This window comes from Maricaulis alexandrii (assembly GCF_005871165.1).
Taxonomy (GTDB): Bacteria; Pseudomonadota; Alphaproteobacteria; order Caulobacterales; family Maricaulaceae; genus Maricaulis; species Maricaulis alexandrii.
On record NZ_SWKP01000005.1, the window covers coordinates 500,958 to 520,660 of the forward strand.

17 protein-coding genes are annotated in these 19,703 nt (G+C 63.8%); 8 read left to right on the forward strand and 9 right to left on the reverse strand.

What is annotated here, in order from left to right; translation table 11 throughout:
• Positions 1–2 precede the first annotated feature (2 nt).
• Genes FCS99_RS05755 through FCS99_RS05765 form a run of 3 tightly spaced genes read right to left on the reverse strand, consistent with a single transcriptional unit; the run spans position 3 to position 3,043 of the window.
• Positions 3–497 (reverse strand): TRAP transporter small permease, encoded by a 495-nt coding sequence (locus FCS99_RS05755; RefSeq protein ID WP_138511120.1) that lies wholly within the window; start codon positions 495–497, stop codon positions 3–5.
• Positions 497–1,480 carry a TRAP transporter substrate-binding protein gene (locus FCS99_RS05760; RefSeq protein WP_138511121.1) on the reverse strand — a complete coding sequence of 328 codons (984 nt, stop codon included), beginning with the start codon at positions 1,478–1,480 and terminating at the stop codon, positions 497–499. The genes FCS99_RS05755 and FCS99_RS05760 overlap by 1 nt, the downstream gene beginning before the upstream one ends.
• Before the next feature lie 27 nt (positions 1,481–1,507).
• A complete protein-coding gene (locus tag FCS99_RS05765; RefSeq protein WP_138511122.1) occupies positions 1,508–3,043 on the reverse strand; it encodes a pectate lyase family protein in 1,536 nt (511 codons plus the stop codon).
• A 248-nt stretch (positions 3,044–3,291) separates the two neighbouring features.
• Between FCS99_RS05765 and FCS99_RS05770 the strand changes: the two genes are divergently transcribed.
• Positions 3,292–4,083, forward strand: a complete 792-nt coding sequence (locus tag FCS99_RS05770; protein WP_199288119.1) for a 2-keto-4-pentenoate hydratase — start codon at positions 3,292–3,294, stop codon at positions 4,081–4,083.
• A 75-nt stretch (positions 4,084–4,158) separates the two neighbouring features.
• Here FCS99_RS05770 and FCS99_RS05775 read toward each other — a convergent pair whose 3' ends face one another.
• Positions 4,159–7,128: a TonB-dependent receptor plug domain-containing protein gene (locus FCS99_RS05775; RefSeq protein ID WP_138511123.1), complete on the reverse strand. Its 2,970-nt coding sequence runs from the start codon at positions 7,126–7,128 to the stop codon at positions 4,159–4,161.
• Between the two features lie 272 nt (positions 7,129–7,400).
• Here FCS99_RS05775 and FCS99_RS05780 point away from each other — a divergent pair, with 272 nt between their 5' ends.
• A complete protein-coding gene (locus tag FCS99_RS05780) occupies positions 7,401–9,032 on the forward strand; it encodes a sensor histidine kinase (RefSeq protein WP_171036250.1) in 1,632 nt (543 codons plus the stop codon).
• Position 9,033: 1 nt separating this feature from the next.
• The gene (locus FCS99_RS05785) at positions 9,034–9,801 is read left to right on the forward strand and encodes a LytR/AlgR family response regulator transcription factor (protein ID WP_138511125.1); all 768 of its coding nucleotides are present in this window, start codon (positions 9,034–9,036) and stop codon (positions 9,799–9,801) included.
• Between the two features lie 45 nt (positions 9,802–9,846).
• On the opposite strand, the gene FCS99_RS05790 is transcribed toward FCS99_RS05785, so the two are convergent.
• Positions 9,847–10,083 (reverse strand): hypothetical protein, encoded by a 237-nt coding sequence (locus tag FCS99_RS05790; protein ID WP_138511126.1) that lies wholly within the window; start codon positions 10,081–10,083, stop codon positions 9,847–9,849.
• Positions 10,084–10,285: 202 nt separating this feature from the next.
• Between FCS99_RS05790 and FCS99_RS16090 the strand changes: the two genes are divergently transcribed.
• Positions 10,286–10,588: an EF-hand domain-containing protein gene (locus FCS99_RS16090; RefSeq protein WP_171036251.1), complete on the forward strand. Its 303-nt coding sequence runs from the start codon at positions 10,286–10,288 to the stop codon at positions 10,586–10,588.
• Positions 10,589–10,822: 234 nt separating this feature from the next.
• Here FCS99_RS16090 and FCS99_RS05800 read toward each other — a convergent pair whose 3' ends face one another.
• Positions 10,823–11,611 carry a response regulator gene (locus FCS99_RS05800; RefSeq protein WP_138511128.1) on the reverse strand — a complete coding sequence of 263 codons (789 nt, stop codon included), beginning with the start codon at positions 11,609–11,611 and terminating at the stop codon, positions 10,823–10,825.
• Positions 11,612–11,790: 179 nt separating this feature from the next.
• Here FCS99_RS05800 and FCS99_RS05805 point away from each other — a divergent pair, with 179 nt between their 5' ends.
• The 3 genes from FCS99_RS05805 to FCS99_RS05815 are packed head-to-tail and all read left to right on the forward strand — an operon-like array spanning position 11,791 to position 14,367.
• Positions 11,791–12,036 carry a NepR family anti-sigma factor gene (locus tag FCS99_RS05805; RefSeq protein ID WP_233352671.1) on the forward strand — a complete coding sequence of 82 codons (246 nt, stop codon included), beginning with the start codon at positions 11,791–11,793 and terminating at the stop codon, positions 12,034–12,036.
• Positions 12,029–12,637: a sigma-70 family RNA polymerase sigma factor gene (locus FCS99_RS05810; protein WP_138511129.1), complete on the forward strand. Its 609-nt coding sequence runs from the start codon at positions 12,029–12,031 to the stop codon at positions 12,635–12,637. The genes FCS99_RS05805 and FCS99_RS05810 overlap by 8 nt, the downstream gene beginning before the upstream one ends.
• Positions 12,619–14,367: a sensor histidine kinase gene (locus FCS99_RS05815; protein ID WP_138511130.1), complete on the forward strand. Its 1,749-nt coding sequence runs from the start codon at positions 12,619–12,621 to the stop codon at positions 14,365–14,367. Before FCS99_RS05810 ends, FCS99_RS05815 begins: the two co-directional genes overlap by 19 nt.
• Positions 14,368–14,437: 70 nt before the next feature.
• On the opposite strand, the gene FCS99_RS05820 is transcribed toward FCS99_RS05815, so the two are convergent.
• The 3 genes from FCS99_RS05820 to FCS99_RS05830 are packed head-to-tail and all read right to left on the reverse strand — an operon-like array spanning position 14,438 to position 18,227.
• On the reverse strand, positions 14,438–16,087 hold the full coding sequence (locus FCS99_RS05820; protein ID WP_138511131.1) for a sodium:solute symporter family transporter: 1,650 nt from the start codon (positions 16,085–16,087) through the stop codon (positions 14,438–14,440).
• Positions 16,088–16,140: 53 nt separating this feature from the next.
• Entirely contained in the window at positions 16,141–17,397 is a 1,257-nt protein-coding gene (locus FCS99_RS05825) for a glutamate-5-semialdehyde dehydrogenase (protein ID WP_138511132.1), read from the reverse strand.
• Positions 17,398–17,447: 50 nt separating this feature from the next.
• Positions 17,448–18,227 carry a pyrroline-5-carboxylate reductase family protein gene (locus FCS99_RS05830; protein WP_138511133.1) on the reverse strand — a complete coding sequence of 260 codons (780 nt, stop codon included), beginning with the start codon at positions 18,225–18,227 and terminating at the stop codon, positions 17,448–17,450.
• A gap of 300 nt (positions 18,228–18,527) precedes the next feature.
• Here FCS99_RS05830 and proB point away from each other — a divergent pair, with 300 nt between their 5' ends.
• A complete protein-coding gene (proB, locus tag FCS99_RS05835) occupies positions 18,528–19,685 on the forward strand; it encodes a glutamate 5-kinase (RefSeq protein ID WP_138511134.1) in 1,158 nt (385 codons plus the stop codon).
• The last annotated feature ends 18 nt before the right edge of the window (positions 19,686–19,703 follow it).

Genomic DNA, 19,703 nt, shown 5'->3' on the forward strand with positions numbered 1-19,703 from the left:
CCTTACGCCTCCGGTTCGCCGGCGGCGGCCGGGTTGTGGATTTCCAGGATGTTTTCCAGGGCGAACAGCGTCATTAGCGCGCCGGAAATGGGTAGGGGCAGATAGGCCGCACCGCGCGGAATGCCGAGGGTCGGAATGACATGCTCCCAGGTCCGCATGATCAGCTCACCGCCCCACACCGCCATGGCGATGCCGACCAGGGCGACCACGAGCTGGGCGCCGGTATCGACCAGTTTGCGCGGCCCGCCGGGCAGGGCATTCACCAGGGCGGAAATGCGGATGTGGAAGCCTTCCTTCACGCCGGCGGCGGCCGCAAAGGAGACATACCAGATCATCAGGACCAGCGAGGCCTGTTCGGACCAGGACGGGCTGGCATTGAGGACGTAGCGCGCGAAGACCTGCCAGCCGATGATCAGCGTCATCACGGTCAGGCCGATACCGCCGACAACCAGGAGGCTGCGGCTGGCGAGGCGCAGGAAATGGGCCAGGGCAGACATCAGGCTTCAGCCCCCATATTGCGGATATCCTCGACCAGGCGGCGCTGGATATCCGTCGTGACATACCGGTCCCAGACATCGCCCATGCGTTCGGAGAAGGCGCCGATATCCGGGATTTCGTTGGCCTGGATGCCGGCGTCCAGAACCCGTTGCCGCGAGGCGTCGACGCGCGCATCCCACAGCGCCCGCATCACGGGCACGCTGTCGCGCGCGGCCTGCCGGAACAGGTCCTGATCGTCCGGCGAGAGCCGGTCCCAGCTGCGCTTGGACATGACCAGGGCTTCCGGGGCCATGACATGGCGCGACAGGGAATAATACCGGGCGGCCTCGAAATGCCGGGTGGCTTCATAGGAGGGCCAGTTGTTCTCTGCGCCGTCGATCACGCCCTGGACCAGGCCCTGATAGACCTCGCCGAAGGACATCGGCGTGGCATTGGCACCCAGCGCGCCGACCATGGAGACATAGACGTCGGAATTGGGAACCCGGATCTTCAGCCCGCGCAGGTCGGACGGTTCCATGATCGGGCCGCGCGTATTGTAGAAACTGCGCGCGCCGCTGTCATAGAAGCACAGGCCGACCAGGCCGTGCGGTTCCAGCGAATCCAGAATGGCCTGGCCCGGGGCTCCGTCCAGCGAGCGGCGCATATGGCCGATCGAGTTGAACAGGAAAGGCAGGGCCGGCACCACGGTTTCGGAGGCGATGGAGTTGAGCGGGGCGAGATTGACCCGGTTCAGGTCGAGCGCGCCGAACACGGTCAGTTCCAGCGTGTCGCGTTCCGAACCGAGCTGGCCGCCGGCGAAGATCTTCATCGACAGGCGGCCGCCGGAGCGTTCGGCGATCATGTCGGCCATGGCCTGCACGCCCTGCACGGTCGGATAGTCCGAGGCATGGGCGTCGGCCGAGTTGAGGGCCCGCTCTTTGCGGCCGCATCCGGCGACGGCCAGGGCCGCCCCCGAGGCAATCAGATGGCGTCGATTGATCATGGCTCTCCCCCCTGATCCGCGGCTTGTCTAGTTCGCCGGTACCAAGCTGTTCAGCCAGTCTTCCAGATTTGTGTAGCCGTCGCCATCACGATCCAGAGCGCCGTCGGACGGGTCGGATGCGTCAAGGCCGTTGGCCTCTTCCCAGGCATCCGGCATGCCGTCGCCATCGCTGTCCGGGCGCGGATCGCCACCCGGCAGGTCCGGCCAGCCACCCACTTCAGCTTCCGAGGAGATGATCCCGCCCGTGCCATTGCGCACATCATTGACCACGCGCTCGTCGACGGCATCGCGCCACAGCGAGGCGCCGGCGCCGTCGAGCACGGCTTCATAGGCCTCCAGAGCCGTCTGCGTGTCGCCGAAGACAACATCATAGGGCTCGTCCACCCAGCTCAGCTCGTGTGCGGCCGAGCGCAGCATGGGCAATTGCTCGCCCAGCTCGCCATCCATCGTATTGCCGGCGAAATAGGCCCGGCCCGTGGCATTGCGCATGTAGAAGATGATCGGGCCGAGCGTGTCGGGTCCCTGGACATAGGCATTATTGACGAAATTGTACTGCGCCACCGAGGCCGGATCGAGATCCGTGCCGGCGGCATAGTGGTAGTCCGTCCCTTCGCGACCATAGAGCGGCGGCTGGTTCAGGCCCATGTGCTGGCTGGGATCGAAATCGGCGCTTTCGGGGATCCAGTCCCAGAAATCGGTCTGTGCGCCATGGCCCCAATTGTAGAAAACATTATTGCGGAAATCGATCAGCAGCCCGTCCGGATCCTCAAACGGCGTCGCATAATTGCCGATGCGCGGCATGCGGGAATGATTGTTGGCCCACAGATTGTGGTGCCAGGAATAGCGGGCCCCGTCATTGCCGCGGATCAGGCTGCCATAGGCGCGATCACCCTTTTCATGGCCGGCATCGTACAGGCCTTCGGAAATGATCGACCATTGCACCGTCAGATTGGTCAGGTGCTTTTGTCCCGGCAGGCCGCGATAGCTCTGCGAGGAGGACAGGACTTCATCGATCGCCCAGCTCGTGGAGACATGGTCGACGATGATGTCGGACCCGCCCACGATCGAGATGCTGTCATCCTCGACCAGGCTCTCGCCGCCAATGCGTGAGCGGATATAGCGTACGATGACATTGTTGGCGTTGATGCGCAGCGGATAGTCGCGCAGCGCAATCCCGGCGCCCGGCGCGGTCTGTCCGGCGATGGTGATATTGTCGTTCTCGATGGTCAGCCGGTCCTCCAGCTGGATCGTGCCGGAAACGGCAAAGACCACGGTGCGCGGCCCGTCCGCTTCGACCGCTTCACGCAGGGAGCCGGGGCCGCTGTCATTGAGATTGGTGACCGTATAGACCGTGCCGCCGCGTCCGCCGACCGAATAGCGGCCGAATCCGTCGGCGCCCGGGAAGGCGATCAATTGCGGGCTGGCCGGTGCCGCCTCGGCCGGCTCCGGAGCCGGCGCCGGTGTCGTGTCTTCGGCGGTGTTTTGTGCAGTGTCGGCCTGCGGCACATCGCTGCAACCGGTCGCGATGGCGCAAACGCCAATGAGCAAAGCGCTCCTGAACATGTCCGTCTCCTCCCGGGCCTGCCTCAATACCCCTGCAGCGCCCCGTTTGCTGGCCGCAGATTTGAGCTTGCGGCTTGATCTTGGGGGAATACCGTGAAAAATGACACCGGTTTCCTTTTTTGGAACCGTAACCCAAATCGAAGGCGGTTCAAGCCCCTTCGTCAGACTAACCCGCCACAGAACAAGGCGAGGAAAACCGGGGAATATACGCTTTGACGCCCAATCAGAAATCCATCTCGGAGGCTTTCGTGTCGGCACGCCGCAAGGCGGCTGGCTTGCCGGATTATCCCGGTATTCTTCCGGCCAGCATGGCCGAGGGCTACGAGATCCAGGATTATTCGATCTCGCTCTGGCCCGACACAGTGGCCGGCTGGAAAATCGGCCTGGTCCCGCCCGCCTTCCGCGAGGCTGTGGGCGCGGAGCGGCTGGTCGGACCGGTGTTCAGCCGCCTCGTTCATGACCATGCCGATGGCCAGGTCCACGACATGCCGGTCTTTGCCGACGGGTTTGCAGCGGTCGAAGCGGAATTCATCATCAAGCTGGGTCGGGATGTGCCGGTCGGAACGGCGATCACGCCGGAACTGGCCCGTGAGGTCGCGGCTTCGCTGCATGTCGGCGTCGAGATCGCCTCCAGCCCCTTCCCGGGCATCAATGATCTGGGTCCGATCTGCGTCATCACCGATTTCGGCAATAATTACGGCCTCATCCTCGGGCCGGAAATCGATGGCTGGCGCGACCGCCCGCTGACCGACCTGCCGGCCAAGGTGGAAATCGACGGGGAAACCGTGGGTGAGACCACGGCCGCGTCCCTGCCCGGCGGGCCGTTGGGCGCGCTCGAATTCATCCTGCGCCTGATGCAGGAGCGCGGCATTGCGCTTCCCGCAGGAACCCTGATCTCCACAGGCGCCGTGACCGGGGTCCACCAGGCCGAAGTCGGGTCGAAGAGCCGGGTCAGTTTCGGCCAGGACGGGGCGTTCGACCTCGTTCTCAGTGCCCTCGCCCCGATGGCCGATACCGGCAGCACCGCCGCCAGCGCCTGATCCGGCATCAACCGCAAAAGCAAGACGGCGGCCCGTTGCCGGGCCGCCGCCTATGGGTGTTTCGGGTTCAGGGGCCTAGAAGTTGACCGTCACACCCACCGTGTAGACCCGTCCGAGCACGTCATACAGGCTCGGATAGGTATTGCCCGAGTTGAAGGCCGTGGTGCCCGTCGAGTTGCCGATGACCGGCGGATCTTCGTTGAAGATATTGTCCACCGTCGCGACGAAACGGACATTGTCATTGACCGTATAGGCTCCGGACAGATCGAAATAGTTGTAGGCATCGATCGAGCGGAAGGCCGGGAAGAGGTTCGCGGCCTCTTCCACCTGGGCGTCCATGCCGGACATGTGGCGCCACAGATAGGACAGTTCGACATCGCCCATGGACCAGGTCGTGCGTTGCGCGATGCGCAATTGCGGGACCGGGTCACAGGTGGTGCCGTAATAGCCGTTACAGTCGACGACATCAGAGAAGGGTGCCGATTGCAGCTCGTTGGTGAGGTAGTAGTTGGCGTTCACCGAGAAATCGAGCATGCCCCAATCGCCGAGGTCATAGCCGGTATTGGCGCTGATCTCGATGCCTTCGGCACGGCGGAAGGCCAGATTGGTGTTGTAGCCCGGCAGGCCGGCGCCGGACGTGGCCAGCGACCCGTTGATGCGGACAATACCGGCACAGGCGTCCGGATCGGCCAGGACATAACAGGCATCCATGGCTTCCTGGCCCGAGAAGGTGCCGATGAAGTCTTCGATCTCGATGTCGTAATAGTCGATCGAGACGATCGGGTCGGTCAGGTTGGCGATGTTCAGGCTCGGCGACCAGACCATGCCGAGGGTCAGCGTGTTGGCGCTTTCCGGATCGGGCAGATCGGTCGGGACCGTGCCGGCGAACTGGTTGACCTGACCGGCAACGATGTCACCGACCACACCGACCAGGGCGGCGGGGACGCCGGTGGATTCGCACAGGGCGCGCAGCGAGGCGTCGATCGCATTCGGATTGCCGTTGGAGCACGGGTCATAGGTTGCGTTCGACAGGCCGGTCGTGATCGGGCTGAACAGTTCGGAGATGTTCGGGGCCCGGTTGGCCTGCTGCAGCATGGCGCGGAAACGCAGGCTTTCCACCGGCGACCAGTTCACACCCGCCTTCCAGGTCGTGGACTGACCGGACAGCGAGAAGTCGGACAGGCGATAGCCCAGCTCGACATTCAGGTCCTCGAAGCCGGGACGGCTCTGGACCAGCGGAATGTACATCTCACCGAAGGCCTCATAGACGTCATAGCCACCGGAAACGGGCAGGATATTGCCCCCGGCACCGCCCTGACAGCTCGTCGGCGGGGTTTGCAGACAATCATCCGGCAGGGATGACGCCGTCTCGTCGCGATATTCGAAACCGAAGGCCGTATCGACCGGGCTGTCGGCGAAGGGCGATTGCCAGCCGCTGATCGGGCCGCTGACCGAGCCGGACACGATGGTCTGGGTGGTCTTCTCCTGCAGCAGCGCCGTGACGGACGAGAAGCCTGCCATGTCGTCGGTGATCGAACCGAAGCCGGTGGAGAACAGGTCCAGCGGCACACAGGTCGACGGACCGGTATCACCGCTCGGGGTGATACACGTGTCCGGATCCACCGTGTTCAGGGCAATCGCGATGTTGGAGACATTGGTGTAGCCGGCGCGGACGCGGGTCCGGTCGGAAGCGCCATGCTGGAAGGACAGATCATAGATCCAGTCGCCCATCAGGTCGCCCCGCAGGCCGAGCACGAAGTGGAACTGGTTGGCATCGAAGGCTTCGGACCGCGTCCCCAGTTCCAGTGTGCGGCGGCGGATCGGAACATCAATGGAGTCGGCGAGGTCGAACACGCCGTTATTGTTGTTGTCGATCGCCCCGGTGACCGGGTCGAACACGCCCAGGCCGGCGCCGGTGGCGAAGGTGTTGACCTGGTCGATGATCGCCTGACGCGCCTGGGCCGTCAGGAAGGGGTTCATCAGGGGCACTTCGAAGACATTGCCGAACACGCCGGACGGCGCGACTTGCTGGGTCACATTGGTTGAGGTGAAATTGCCCCGGCCATAGATCTCGAAGTGACGGTTGATCTCGTAGCGGCCGTTCACGTCCAGGTTAAACCGCTCCTGCGGCGTCTGGTAGTAGTTGAACGGGTTGAAGTTGAAGCGCGAGCAGCGCGGACCGAGCGAGCCGTCATCGCGGATCTGCAGGGTCATGCCGGGCAGGTCCAGAGCGGTCGGGATGGCCGTGGTGGAACCGGAGGCCGTTTCATCAACACCGCCGGGGCTTTGACAGTCCGGTTCGCCCGGCAGGACCGGGGTGCCACCGAGGCCGGAGCCATTGGTGGAGGACACGCCGACGGCACCGAAGGGCCGGTCGCCGAACTGGACGCCAAAGCGCTGGGTATAGCCCAGGCTGGCCGTCACATTGCCGCTGCCATCATTCAGATTGGTGCCCAGAAGCACGGAAATGGCGTGCTGTTCGCCATCGGATTCTTCCGAAGCGCGACCCTCATAGCTGATCTCCACGCCTTCGAAATCATCCTTCAGGATGAAGTTCACAGCGCCGGACATGGCATCGGAGCCGTACACGGCCGACGCACCACCCGTCACAACATCAATCCGTTCGATCATGTTGGCCGGGATGGTCTGGGTGTCGACAATACCGGTCAGGGCATAGGGGGTGAGGCGCTTGCCATCGACCATGACGAGGGACCGGTTGGTGCCCAGGCCGCGCAGGTTGATGGAGGCGGCACCCGCCGTCCCGTTGTTCACATTCTGGCCGTCACCGGGAATGGTCGACGGCAGATTGCGGAAGACCCGTTCGATATTGGCTTCCTGCTGGAATTCCAGCTCGACCTCATCGACCGTGTTCACGGGGCTGGACGACACCACATTGGGTGACTGGATCCGGGTGCCCGTGACCACGACGACGTCATTGTCCTGGGCCTGGGCGGCTGACGTGCCGGCCAGGACCAGCCCGGCCAGGGCCGCACCGGACAGAAGAACGTCCCGCAGAGACGGGTGTGACTTGAATTCGCGACTCATTTTTCCCTCATAGACTTGGGGTTCTGAAGGCGCGCAGGCGCCATCGACGCGCGGTCCCCCCGCTCGTCACTGATCACGCTGTCATGGGGCTGACACACACTTCGCCAGCAAAGCGGCGATCAGGCCAGGAAACGCGGTTAACGGGTTTGGCGCCGACGAATTCCGGCCAAACATGAGACAAACGACAGGATTTTCACGACAAAGTGGTCGCGGAGCGATTTCCAGCACCGGGGGTGCTGGGCCTATACTGACGCATGACCATGGGCACAGACATGACCCGTCTCGGGGGCGACCCGTCGCGCTGGGGACTGAGAAGGTGGCGGGCTCCCTGGGGTGTTGTCACCCTGGTGGCCCTGTCCTTCGGCTTCTGGGGGATTTTCTCCGTTCTGTCGCTGGCGGCCAATTGGGAGCCGGTCAGTGCGCATCTGGACATGCTGTGGCGTTTCATCCTGGCGGATGTGATCGGGGCGTTTCTGTCGATCGGCATCGCCTGGCGCCTTTCGGAAGTCCGTCACTGGAATGCGCCGACCCGCCTGCTTCTGGCGGCCACGCTCTCCCTGGTCGCGGTCACCCTCTATGCCGGGCTGGCCGCGTTTCTGATCGCACCGATGCGGCCGGATCGGCTCGACGGGGTCGCGGCGGGCATCCACGTCCTCCAGATGATGTTCAAGCACTACTGGATCTTCATAGCCCATGCCGGTTTCTTCCTGCTTCTGGACCAGGACCGTCCCGCCCCGCCTGCCGAACAGGCGGCGACGGCCCGCTATCATGCGGTCCGCACCGCCATTCTGGGTCAGGATGAGGCGGTTCCGGGCATGGATGCGCGCTGGTTCTGGACCTTCCAGAGCGTGTTCTGGGGGGCGATGCTGGTCTTCTCGTCAGCCAATGCGATCAATTCCGGGGAGAGTCCCCTCAATATCTGGCGGATCGGTGTGGCCGAGAGCTCCGGTCTGATCCTGACCGCCCTGGCGCATTATGTCTTCCTGAAACCGACCCGACACTGGCCGCTCTATCGGCGGGCGGCGCTGGCGCTGGCCTGCGCGATCGTGCTGACACTGGGCTATATCACGGCGATCTGGGCCGCCTATTACGTGGTCTTTCCCGTCGAGGCACCGCTGCGCAATGGCGAGCCGATCAATATCGGCTTCAGCTTCCTGCTCTATGCGGCGCCGCGCTGGATCTTCCTGAACTTCCCGGTCTTCGTGGGCTGGTCCGGCTTCTACCTGGCCCTGGACACCACCCGGCGTCTTCGCATCCAGGAACGCCAGCTCTACAATTCGATCATGCTGGCCCAGGAATCGCAGTTGAAAATGCTGCGCTTCCAGCTCAATCCGCATTTCCTGTTCAACACGCTCAACGCCATTTCCTCCCTCTTGCTGGACAAGCGCAATGACGAGGCCGACGCGATGCTGACGCGCCTGTCCCGCTTCCTGCGCTTCACCCTGGATGTGGCGCCGGACGATCAATTGCCGCTGAACCAGGAACTGGATGCCCAGCGCCTGTATCTGGATATCGAGGCCACCCGGTTCGGGGACCGTTTGCAGGTTGATATCGATGTCGATCCGCGGGTCGAAATGGCGCTTGTGCCGACCCTGATCCTGCAGCCGGTCCTGGAAAACGCGGTGAAATACGCGGTCTCGCGAACCATCGAACCCGTCCGGGTCGAGGTGCGGGCGACCCTGTCGGAGCCCGGTCGGCTGCAGATCTCGGTGCGGGATTCGGGCGGGGGGTACGGCGCGGTTCCGGCGGCGGGCGCCGGCGTGGGATTGGCGAATATCCGGTCGCGGCTGGACGTTCTCTACGGACACCGGGCCAGTCTTGAGGCCGGTCCGACCGGGGAAGGCGGGTTCGAGGTCGTGATGGATCTGCCGATGGAGACGATACGAAAGAGCGGGGAGGAATAGGATGCGCGTACTCTTGGTCGATGATGAGCCCCTGGCCCTGCGCCGGCTGGAAATCCTGCTGTCGCGGCGCCCCTGGGTGGATGTGGTGGCGGCGGTCCGGGACGGGCAGGCCGCGATCCGGGCCGCGCGGGAGCTCAACCCGGATGTGGTGTTTCTTGATATCCAGATGCCGCAGCTGGACGGGTTCGAGGTGGCGGCCTTGCTGAGCGAGGGCAGCCGTCCGGAGATCATCTTTGTGACGGCCTATGAGACCCATGCCGTCCGTGCCTTCGAAGCGGCGGCCATCGATTATCTGCTGAAGCCGGTGGAGATGGAACGGCTGGACGAGGCCTTGGGGCGCGTGCGGACCCATCTGGCCAGCCGTGACGCCAATGCCCGGGCCGATGAACTGGAAGCCCTGGTCCACACCCTGCGCGGCCATGACGGCGACCGGCACCCGGATTTGTGGATCCGGGACCGGCGCGGCCGCGTGCGGCTGGAAAAGACGCGGATCGACTGGGTGGAGGCGGAAGGCGATTATGTCCGCATCCATTCCGGGGCCCGGTCCTGGCTGATGCGGGCGACCATGGGGTCAATGGAAAAACGGCTCGATGACCATCAATTCGCCCGGGTGCACCGGTCGGCGATCGTCAATCTGCGCCGTATTGCGCGGACTGCGGCCACGTCGACCGGATGCAAGACGCTGCGTCTGGAGGACGGAACGGAAGTCCGGGTGGGCCGGGCATTTGAATCCCGGGTCAATGAATTGCTGGCACGGCCGATGTCCTGACAGGCGCATCGGCCGGTTGGGGGCCAGGTGCCAGGCTTGATCCGCTTACTGCGGTTCGTCGTCGGCGTCTTCGACGGCCTCTTCCATGTCTTCGGCCGCGTCCTGGACGTCGTCGGCCATGTCGTCCATGGCTTCGCCCATTTCTTCCATCGTCCCGGAGTCTTCGCCGGTCATCTCTTCGACGGCTTCATCGACTTCTTCGCCGGCATCTTCAGCCGGACCGTCGGAACAGGCCACCAGACCGGCGGCGCTGAGGGCCAGAATCCAGAGTTTCAGTTTCATGGCAGTCTCCTCTCAAGTGACGTCCCCCTATGGAACGCACGCAAGGATAGCTGAGTTCCCGTCTTTGGACACCCGATCTCTTGAAAGCCGGATTGCCACGGAATGGCCCCATTTGCGGACGGATCGAACCGGGCGGGTGCGCGTTGATGAGGTGTGCCGCTGCTCTGGCGGCCACATTGGTCAAAGACATGGGAGAGACCCGATGAAAAAGACCCTTCTGATTGCGGCCGCTACGCTTTTTGGTGCCGCGACCCCGGCCATGGCCGCCACCATCACCTTCGAAGAGGTGGATGCCGACAGTAATGGCGAAGTCAGCCTCACCGAAATCCAGGCCGTTGCGCCGGATGTGACCGAGGACCGGTTCGACACGTTCGACCATGATGATGACGGTGCTCTGAGCGAGACCGAATTCCGGGTCTGGACGATGTCCTTGCCGGGTGAGCCCGAAGCCGAGGCCGAGGTGGAAACCGACGCCGAAACGATGATGGACGAACCCCAGGCCTGATCCGGCCGGTTCATCCCGAAAAGAGCGCCCGCTCCTTCTGGAGCGGGCGTTTTCGTGTCCGGTCGCGAATTCGGGAACGCTTTGCCGGCCAGTGCGTTGATTGAACTCACGCCAACTTATTGGGAGGCCGGTATGAAACCGCAAGAAACCCCGTCGCGGGTCCTCGCATACATCGCCCTGATGACGGCGTCGGTCCTGTTGCTTCTGGTCCAGTTGACCTAGCGCGTGCCGGGCTCAGCCGATGAGCGGCGCCGGCTCGGCCGGCTTGGCGTCGGCGAAGAAGAGAACCTGGCTGATCGTGGCCGCAATGGTCTCGGGCATGAAGGGTTTGGTGATCAGATAGGCCGGTTCGGGCCGTTCTCCGGTCAAAAGGCGCTCCGGATAGGCCGTGATGAAGACAACCGGCACGTCCTGATCGGCCAGGATGTCGTTCACCGCATCAATGCCGGAGGAGCCATCGGCCAGCTGGATGTCGGCCAGAACAAGGCCGATCTCGCTGGAGCGGAACAGGTCGATGGCTTCGCGCCGGGTCCGGGCCACGCCCTCCACATCATGGCCGGCATCGGCGATGATGGCTTCGATATCCAGGGCGACGATGGGTTCGTCCTCGATGATCAGGACGCGGGTCCGCAAGCCCGCCTCGATCGTGTTCTGGGCGTCGACGAGGAGGTGGTCGATATCACCGGCATTGAGGCCGAGGATGCGGGCCGCATCGCGCGCCGGGAAACCTTCCACGGCAGTCAGCAGGAGGGCGCGCCGGGCCAAGGCCGGAATCCGGTCCAGCTGGGCCTGGGTCGTATCGTCCGAGACGGGAGACGCGGCCTCCGGCTTCCAGCAGGCGTGAAACAGCCGGTAGAGCGCCACCCGGGGCGGCCAGTCGGTCTCGATGCTGGCCTGGCCGGCGACGGCGGCCTGCAGGGCATCGCGCACGGCGGCGTCCCCGCGTGCCTGGTCCCCGGTCAGAAGCCGGGCATGACGGCGCAGGTAGGGAATGTGCGGTTTGAAGCTGTCGGAAAACGCCATGAGCCTCATCAATCCTGTTCTGTCCGTCCGGGCAGGCCGGACTCTATCTCTTCTCTAACGCGCAATTCGGCGAGCGGTTCCCGCCGGTGTGAATTTTTTTGGAACCTTTGGCCGTTCCGGGCGTTGCAGGCTCAGCCTGCCGTGATTTTGACACGGTCCATGTTACACTCAACGGGGCGATGAGCCCGAGCGATTGGCAGACCATGCGCGATGAAAGTGGAATAAGCCGCCACCCCAAACTGGTTGATGCGGATACGGCCCGGTCCCGGCAGCAATTGATCGGGCAGCGCCTGCGCGACCTGTATGACGGGGTTCTGGAGGAAGGCGTGCCGGACGCGTTCGAGGACCTTCTTGCCGCCCTCGACGGCGAAGAAGGAACAGACGCACCCGCACCGGTCGCGAAAACGGGAGGCGATCATGACTGATCCAACCCCGACCCGCCTGGACGATGCCGCATTCAAGACTTTGCTGCACGACGCGATTCCCCACATGCGGGCCTTTGCCCGCGGTCTGACCCAGGACGCGACGGCGGCGGATGACCTGGCGCAGGACGCTCTGCTGCGGGCCTGGGATCGCCGTGCCCAGTTCCGGGCCAACACCAATTTCAAGGCCTGGGTGATGACCATTGTCCGCAACCAGTTCTACTCGGACAAGCGCCGCTCCTGGCGCCAGGTCCAGCTGGATGATGACCATGCCCGCGAAACCCTGCCGGCGGCCGTGGATCAGGATGACGTCATGGCGCTCGATGATGTCCGCCGCGCCCTGTCCGAACTGTCCGAGGAACACCGCGAGGCCCTGATCCTGGTCGGGGCGGGCGGTTATGCCTACCAGGAGGCCGCTGAAATCTGCGGCTGCGCGGTCGGCACCATGAAAAGCCGGGTAAACCGGGCCCGCGCCCGTCTGCTGGAGGTTCTCAAGGCCGGGCCGAAGATCGGTCGGGGCGATGACGGCGTCTCCGCCGTGGATGCGCTGGACAGCCTTCTGGGCGACCTCGAACAGATGTCTGCATGCCGTTCATCGGGCTGAGGGCCTTTCTGAATTCCCGCGGGTGGGGGCAGACGGGCCGTGGCCTGCGTCTCCAATTGCTGGCTGTTCTGACGCTCAGCCTGAGCCCGCTTCTGGTCCTGTCCGTCGCCCAGGGCGTGATCGAGTTCCGCGAGGAGCGGCAGGAGCAGCTCGCCCGCTTCCATGCCGAACTGGTCGAGGCCACCGCCGAGCTGGATACCGAGCTGGAGCGGACGGCGGGCTTCGTGGCGGGCCTTGCCAGCTATCCCGGCCTGTTCGACATGCCGGCGGAACAATGTGTGGAGACGCTGCAGGCCTTGCAGACGGCCCAGCCGCTCTTCGCCAATCTCAAACTCATCAATGAGCATGGCGAGGTGGTGTGTTCGGCGGCCGAGTCCGAGCCGGTGATCGATGCCGCCCGGCATGTCTGGTTCGCCCGCCTGGCCGGGGGGCAGGATGAGAGTTTCAGCGGGGTCTATCTCGACTGGCTCCTGCACCGGCCGGTGATGACGGCGGCGCACCGTCTTCCGTCGAGCGACATGTTTGCCGGCGCGGTGGCGGTCGACCTGGATGTCCGCTCGGCACTGGCCCTGTTGCGGACCCAGGATCTCCCCGAGGAAATGAGCCTGGCCCTGAGTGATGATGAGGGCAATCTTGCCTATGTCTCCGAAGCCGGAGAGGGGGACCGCATGGCCCGCTTGCCGGGCGATGCGTTGGCGAATGTGCGCGAGACCGGTGAGCCGGTGGTGCTGGAACAGATTTCCGGCGCGCCGGGCAAGGTCATCCTGATCGCTCCCCTGACCGGGCGGGGCGTGCAGCTGGCCCTGATCTCGCCCGCGCTTCTCATGGGAAGCTGGGCCGGGTTCGACATTGTCGGCACCGTGCTCGTGCCGTCGCTCATGTGGTTGCTGGCCCTGACCTGCGTGTCCTTGGCTGTCGGCTTCTTCGTGCTGCGCTGGCTGGCCTATCTGGGCCGGGTGGCGCGCCTCTACGGGGCCGGGCGACTGGATGTGCAGCCGGTGCTGGCCCGGCATGCCCCGGTCGAGATCCGCACCCTGGCCGACACGATGGAGTCCATGGCCCGTGACCTGAATGCGCGGACCGAGGAGCTGGAGACCGTCGCCGACCAGCGCGGGGCCCTGCTGCGGGAAATCCACCACCGGGTGAAGAACAATCTCCAGGTCACGATGAGCCTGCTCAACATCCAGGCCCGCCGGGCGACCGATGACGAGGCGCGGCGGGTCCTCATCGAGGCCCGCGGGCGGATCAATGCGCTCGCCCTGGTCCACCGGACGCTCTACGAGAATGATGATCTGCGCACCGTCGAGATGCACGCCTTCCTGGAGCAATTGCTCCACTATCTCGGCCAGGCCTCCGGTGAGCTTCAGTCCGACATTCTCCTGCGGGTGGATGAGGCGGATGTGTCGCTGGATCCGGAACAGGCCATTCCGGTTGCGCTCTTTGTGACCGAGGCCGTCACCAATGCCTTCAAACACGCCTTTCCCGACGGAGCCTCCGGCGAGGTGCGGGTGAGCGTGCAGATGCGGGAGGATGGCCGCGTCGGCGTGTCGGTGCGCGATACCGGCCAGGGACTGGGCGCGGACAGTGCTGACGGGATGGGCTCCTCCATCATGCAGGCCATGGCCCGGCGCGTGAATGGCGAGATGGAGCGGTACAAGGTCGAGGCGGGCGGCACCCAGGTCTGGCTGCGCTTCATGCCGGAATTCCCGTCTGATACGCTCATTTCCTGAATGGCAGCACCCATGAAAAAGGACCGGCCCTTTCCGGAGCCGGTCCTCTTCATGTCCGTCCGGGTGACGCCTAGCCCTGGCTTTCGCTGGGCAGTTTGCCGTCCTTGAGAATGCCGGTCATCGAGTCGAAATGATCGGTGACGGAGGCATCGGGTTTCCGGGTCATGTTGGAGACCAGGAAGATGGCAATGGTCGCGGCGATGAAGCCCGGCACCATTTCATACATCACACCCGACAGGTTCAGCACATAGATCCAGATCAGGACCGTGGCCGCACCGACCACCATGCCGGCCACAGCGCCGGCCCGGGTCATGCCGCGCCAGAACAGGCTGATCAGGATCAGCGGACCGAAGGCCGCGCCGAAACCGGCCCAGGCATTGGAGACCAGGGACAGGATGTTGCTGTCCGGATCGAAGGCCAGGGCAATCGCGACCAGCGAGACCGCGAAAACCGAGATCCGGCCGACCAGGACGAGTTCCTTCTGGCTGGCCCCCCGTCGCAGGAAGATCTTGTAGAAATCCTCCGTCAGCGAAGAGGACGAGACCAGCAGCTGAGACGAGATCGTCGACATGATGGCGGCCAGGATGGCGGCCAGCAGGAAGCCGGCGATATACGGGTGGAAGATCACTTGGGAGAGCAGGATGAAGATGGTTTCCTGGTCGCTCAGCATGACCTGTTCGCCTTCCGAGAAGGCCCCGGTCGTGTCGATGTTTTCCAGTTCGGAGAAGCTGGTGGCTTCCGCCGGCGCGTCGACCACGCGGGCAACATTGACGTCATCGGCCACCGGGATGTCCTGGCTCTTCACATAGGCCAGGCCGGCAGCACCGGTCAGCACGGCACCGATCACGGTGATGATCATCCAGCTCATGCCGATGCGGCGCATCGTGGCGACGTCCTTGAGCGTCTTAACGGCCATGAAGCGCACGATAATGTGCGGCTGGCCGAAATAGCCCAGACCCCAGGACATGGTGGAAATGATGCCGATCACGGCGAGCCCCAGACTCTCCTGCGGGATCATGGACAGATAGGGTTTCTCCCATCCGCCGACATCCACGCTCAGCGTGCTCAGCGCGTCCGTGGTCGGGCCGAACCCGCCCAGCTGCATGATGGTCACCACCGGTACCAGGACCAGGGCCACGAACATGATGCAGCCCTGCACGAAGTCGGTCAGGGAGACGGCGAGGAAGCCGCCGAACAGGGTGTAGGCCACCACCACACCGGCGGTCAGGAACAGTCCGAGTTGGTAGTTCAGGCCGAAGGAGGCCTCGAACAGCTTGCCGCCCGAAACCACACCGGCGGAGGTGTAGAGGGTGAAGAAGATGATGATCACCACCGCCGACAGGACGCGCAGCGTGCGCGAGGTGTCGTTGAAGCGCTTCTCGAAATAGTCCGGAATGGTGATCGCGTCGTCGGCGATCTCCGTGTAGACGCGCAGGCGCGGGGCCACGAGGCGATAGTTGAAATACGCCCCGATGATCAGGCCGATCGCGATCCAGGCTTCGGAAAAGCCGGTCGCAAAGATCGCGCCGGGCAGGCCCATCAGCATCCAGCCGGACATGTCGGAGGCGCCCGCCGAGAGCGAGGCAACCGCCGGGTTCAGCTGACGTCCGCCCAGCATGTAGCCGGACACGTCATCCGTCGACTTGCGATAGGCGTATAGGCCGATCCCCATCATCAGGATGAAGTACAGCGCAAGGGAAATCAGAGCTTCAATATCCATGAACCTGCCTTGAATTGGTACGCGTCAGGAGTGAAAGCGGAGACGGCCGGCCCCTAGGGTCGGGTCTGGCCATTGCCGTGAACGAGGTATTTGAACGAGGTCAGCTGTTCCAGGCCGACCGGACCGCGCGCGTGCATCTTGCCCGTCGCAATGCCGATCTCGGCGCCCATGCCGAACTCGCCACCATCGGAGAATTGCGTCGAGGCATTGTGCATGACCACGGCGCTGTCGATCGTGTTCAGGAAAACTGCCGCGATATCGGCATCCTCGGTCACGATGGCGTCGGTGTGGGCGGAGGAATGGTGGGTGATCCAGTTCAGCGCGTCCTGCAGGTCGGCGACGATCTTCACCGACAGGATGCTGTCCAGATATTCCGTGCCCCAATCCTCTTCATCAGCCGGCTTGATGCGGCTGTCGATCGCGGTGGCGGTTTCATCACCGCGGAATTCACAATCATCCATTTCGTCGAGCAGGCCCGGCAGGAAGTCCTCGGCGACGGCCTGGTCGATGACGAGGCTTTCCGTGGCACCGCAGATACCGGTCCGGCGCAGCTTGGCATTGCGCACGATGGCGCGGGCCTTGGTCAGGTCGGCGCTCTCATGGATATAGGTGTGACAATTGCCGTCCAGGTGCAGCAGGGTCGGCACGCGGGCCTGGTCGCGGACCAGGGAGACGAGCCCCTTGCCGCCCCGCGGGATGACCAGGTCGACGTATTCCGTGCATTGCAGAAGGTGCTGGACCGCCGCGCGATTGGTCGTATCGACCATCTGGATCGCGTTTTCCGGCAGGTCCGCCTCGCGCAGGCCTTCCTTCATGCACTCCACGATGATGCGGGTGGAGTTCAGGCTTTCCGAACCGCCGCGCAGGATGACGGCATTGCCCGATTTCAGGCAGAGGGCACCGGCATCGGCGCCGACATTGGGACGGCTCTCATAGATCATGCCGATCACGCCCAGCGGCACGGCGACGCGTTCGATGCGCAGACCGTTGGGGCGTTCCGTCACGGCCAGCTGGCGGCCGACCGGGTCGGGCAATTCGGCGATCTGTTCCAGGGCCTTGGCGACACCCTCGATGCGGTCACTGTCCAGCATGAGCCGGTCGATGAAGGCGTCCGGCTTGCCGGCTTCGCGGACGCTGTCCACGTCCTGCTTGTTGGCCTCGATCAGGTCATTGGCCCGCATGCGCAGAGCGGCCGCGGCAGCGACAAGCGCGGCATTCTTGCGTTCCGTGGACGCTGTCGCGAGCTGACGCGCCGCGTCCTGGCCCTGACGGCCGAGTTGTTCGATATAGGCTTGCATTCGATCTGACATGTCGTGTCCGTTTGCGTGGGGATTGTTGGGGAGTTTTGCCGCGACGGCAACTAGCGCAATTCGACGGCGCGCTGATAAGCGGCGCCGGTGGTCTCGAGCAGCAACTGGTCGAGCCAGCCATCGCGCCGCAACGCGTTGATGCCGGCTTCGGTCGTGCCCTTCTTGCTCATCACGGAATTGCGCAACTCCTCGAGGCTGAGGTCGGATTGCCGGGCCATTTCGATGGCACCGGACAGGGTTTCCAGCACCAGGGCGCGGGCCGTGTCGGGCGCGAAGCCCATTTCCTCAGCGGCGGCGGTGTAGGAGCGGGCGATTTCGAAGACATAGCCCGAACCGGACCCGGCAATGGCCGTGATCCGGTCGATCTCGTCCTCGGTGTCCACCCAGATCGCGGTGCCGGTGGTTTCGGCCAGCTGGGTGGCCAGATCGCGATGGGCCTGCGTGCAGGCCGGATCGGCGTAGAGACCGTTGACGCTTCGGCCGATCAGGGCCGGCAGGTTCGGCATGATCCGGATCACCGGATTATCGCCCAGTTCGCGCTGGATCGAGGCGATGGAAAAACCGGCCGCAATGGAAATCAGGCAGCCGCCCTCCTTCAGGAAGGGCGTGTAGGCCGGCATGATCTCGGCGATCTGCTGCGGCTTCACGGCGATGATGATGGCATCGAAACGGCGGCCGTCCAGCGCTTCGGGGGATCCCGCATGCTGGGCACCGTCCGGGATGGCGGAGGGAGTCCGGTTCACCGCTGTGAAGCGCGCCGGAACCTCATCCAGCCAGCGACGCAGCATGGCGCCGCCCATTTTCCCGCATCCGACCATCAGAATTTCCATCGCGCATCCTTGGGTTTGCTGTGTCCACATACAATGCGCTCGACACACCGAATGAGTGCGCCGAGCCGCGTTGGAGGGGGATATAGCAGAATGTATTTCGAATTCAAATAAGTTTTGCGGTTGCGAGAAAAAAGCAATTTCCCTGCCATTATTCATCTTTCAGCCATATTTTGTGAGGCATTTAGAGGGTCAACGCAGTGCAAAACAGGTCGAAGGGGGTTGAATTTCTTAGAACCCGAAATATTTTGCGCTCAACATTTCAGCGGGGGTCCAGCCCTTGCGCCACACCAGGAGCTCTTTGTGAGTGAGAAAAAACGTATTGTCGTGAAGATCGGGTCCAGCCTGCTTGCCACGGATGGGAAGCTGACCCTGCGCTATGCCTTCATGCACGGACTTCTCGCAGACATCGCGCAATTGCGTGAAGAAGGCCATGACGTCCTCCTGGCCTCCTCCGGCTCGGTGGCGCTCGGCCTGAACGCGATCAACGCCTCGCCGGAAGAAGCCGGCGTGCTCGACAAGCAGGCCGCGGCGGCCTGTGGCCAGCCGCTCCTGCTGAACGCCTACAAACAGGTGGCGCATGAGCACGGCTTCGATATCGCCCAGATTCTGGTGACCCTGGACGATCTCGAGGACCGTCGCCGCTTCCTCAATACCAAGAATACGATCCAGCGCCTGTTCGAGCGCGGCATCATGCCGATCGTGAACGAGAATGACACGATCACGACCGAGGAAATCCGCGTCGGCGACAATGACCGTCTCGCGGCCAAGGTCGCCCAGATGCTGCAGGCCGACCATCTCGTCCTGCTGACCAATATCGACGGCCTGTATGACCGCAATCCGACCGACCCGAATGCCGAATTCATCGAAACGGTCGAGGATGTCAGCGCCTATCTGGAAGTGACCGGTGGGACCTCCTCGCTGGGCTCCGGCGGCATGCTGACCAAGATGCAGGCGGCCAATATGGCCCAGAATGCCGGTGTCACGACGCTGATCGGTGAAGGTCATATCGACCGTCCGGTCTCGGCCCTGCTCAAGAATGAGCGTCGCCACACGACCTGCGTCGCCAAGGGCACCCCGGCGTCGTCCTGGGCGGTCTGGCTGACCAACCGCCTGCACCAGGCCGGGGGTCTGGTCCTGCGCCAGGATGCGGCGGACGCGCTCAGAAGCAACAAGGCGGGCGTGTGCCATGCCGACGTGCTCAAGATTCACGGCGACTTCCACAAGGGCGACGTCCTGCACGTCTATGACGAGAGCGGTGACGAGATTGCCCGCGGCCTGACCAATTTCTCGTCCGACGAGACCATGGTGCTGGCCCGCAATGCCGGTCAGGATGTCCAGGATCTTCTGGGCTATCAGGCGCGGCCGGAAATCATCAATCGGGACAACATGGTCATCCTGGAAGACAAGCACATCCTGTGGGATGCGCCGACCCAGGAGCTTCGCCTCGTCGCGTCCTGATAGCGGCCATTCAGCGAT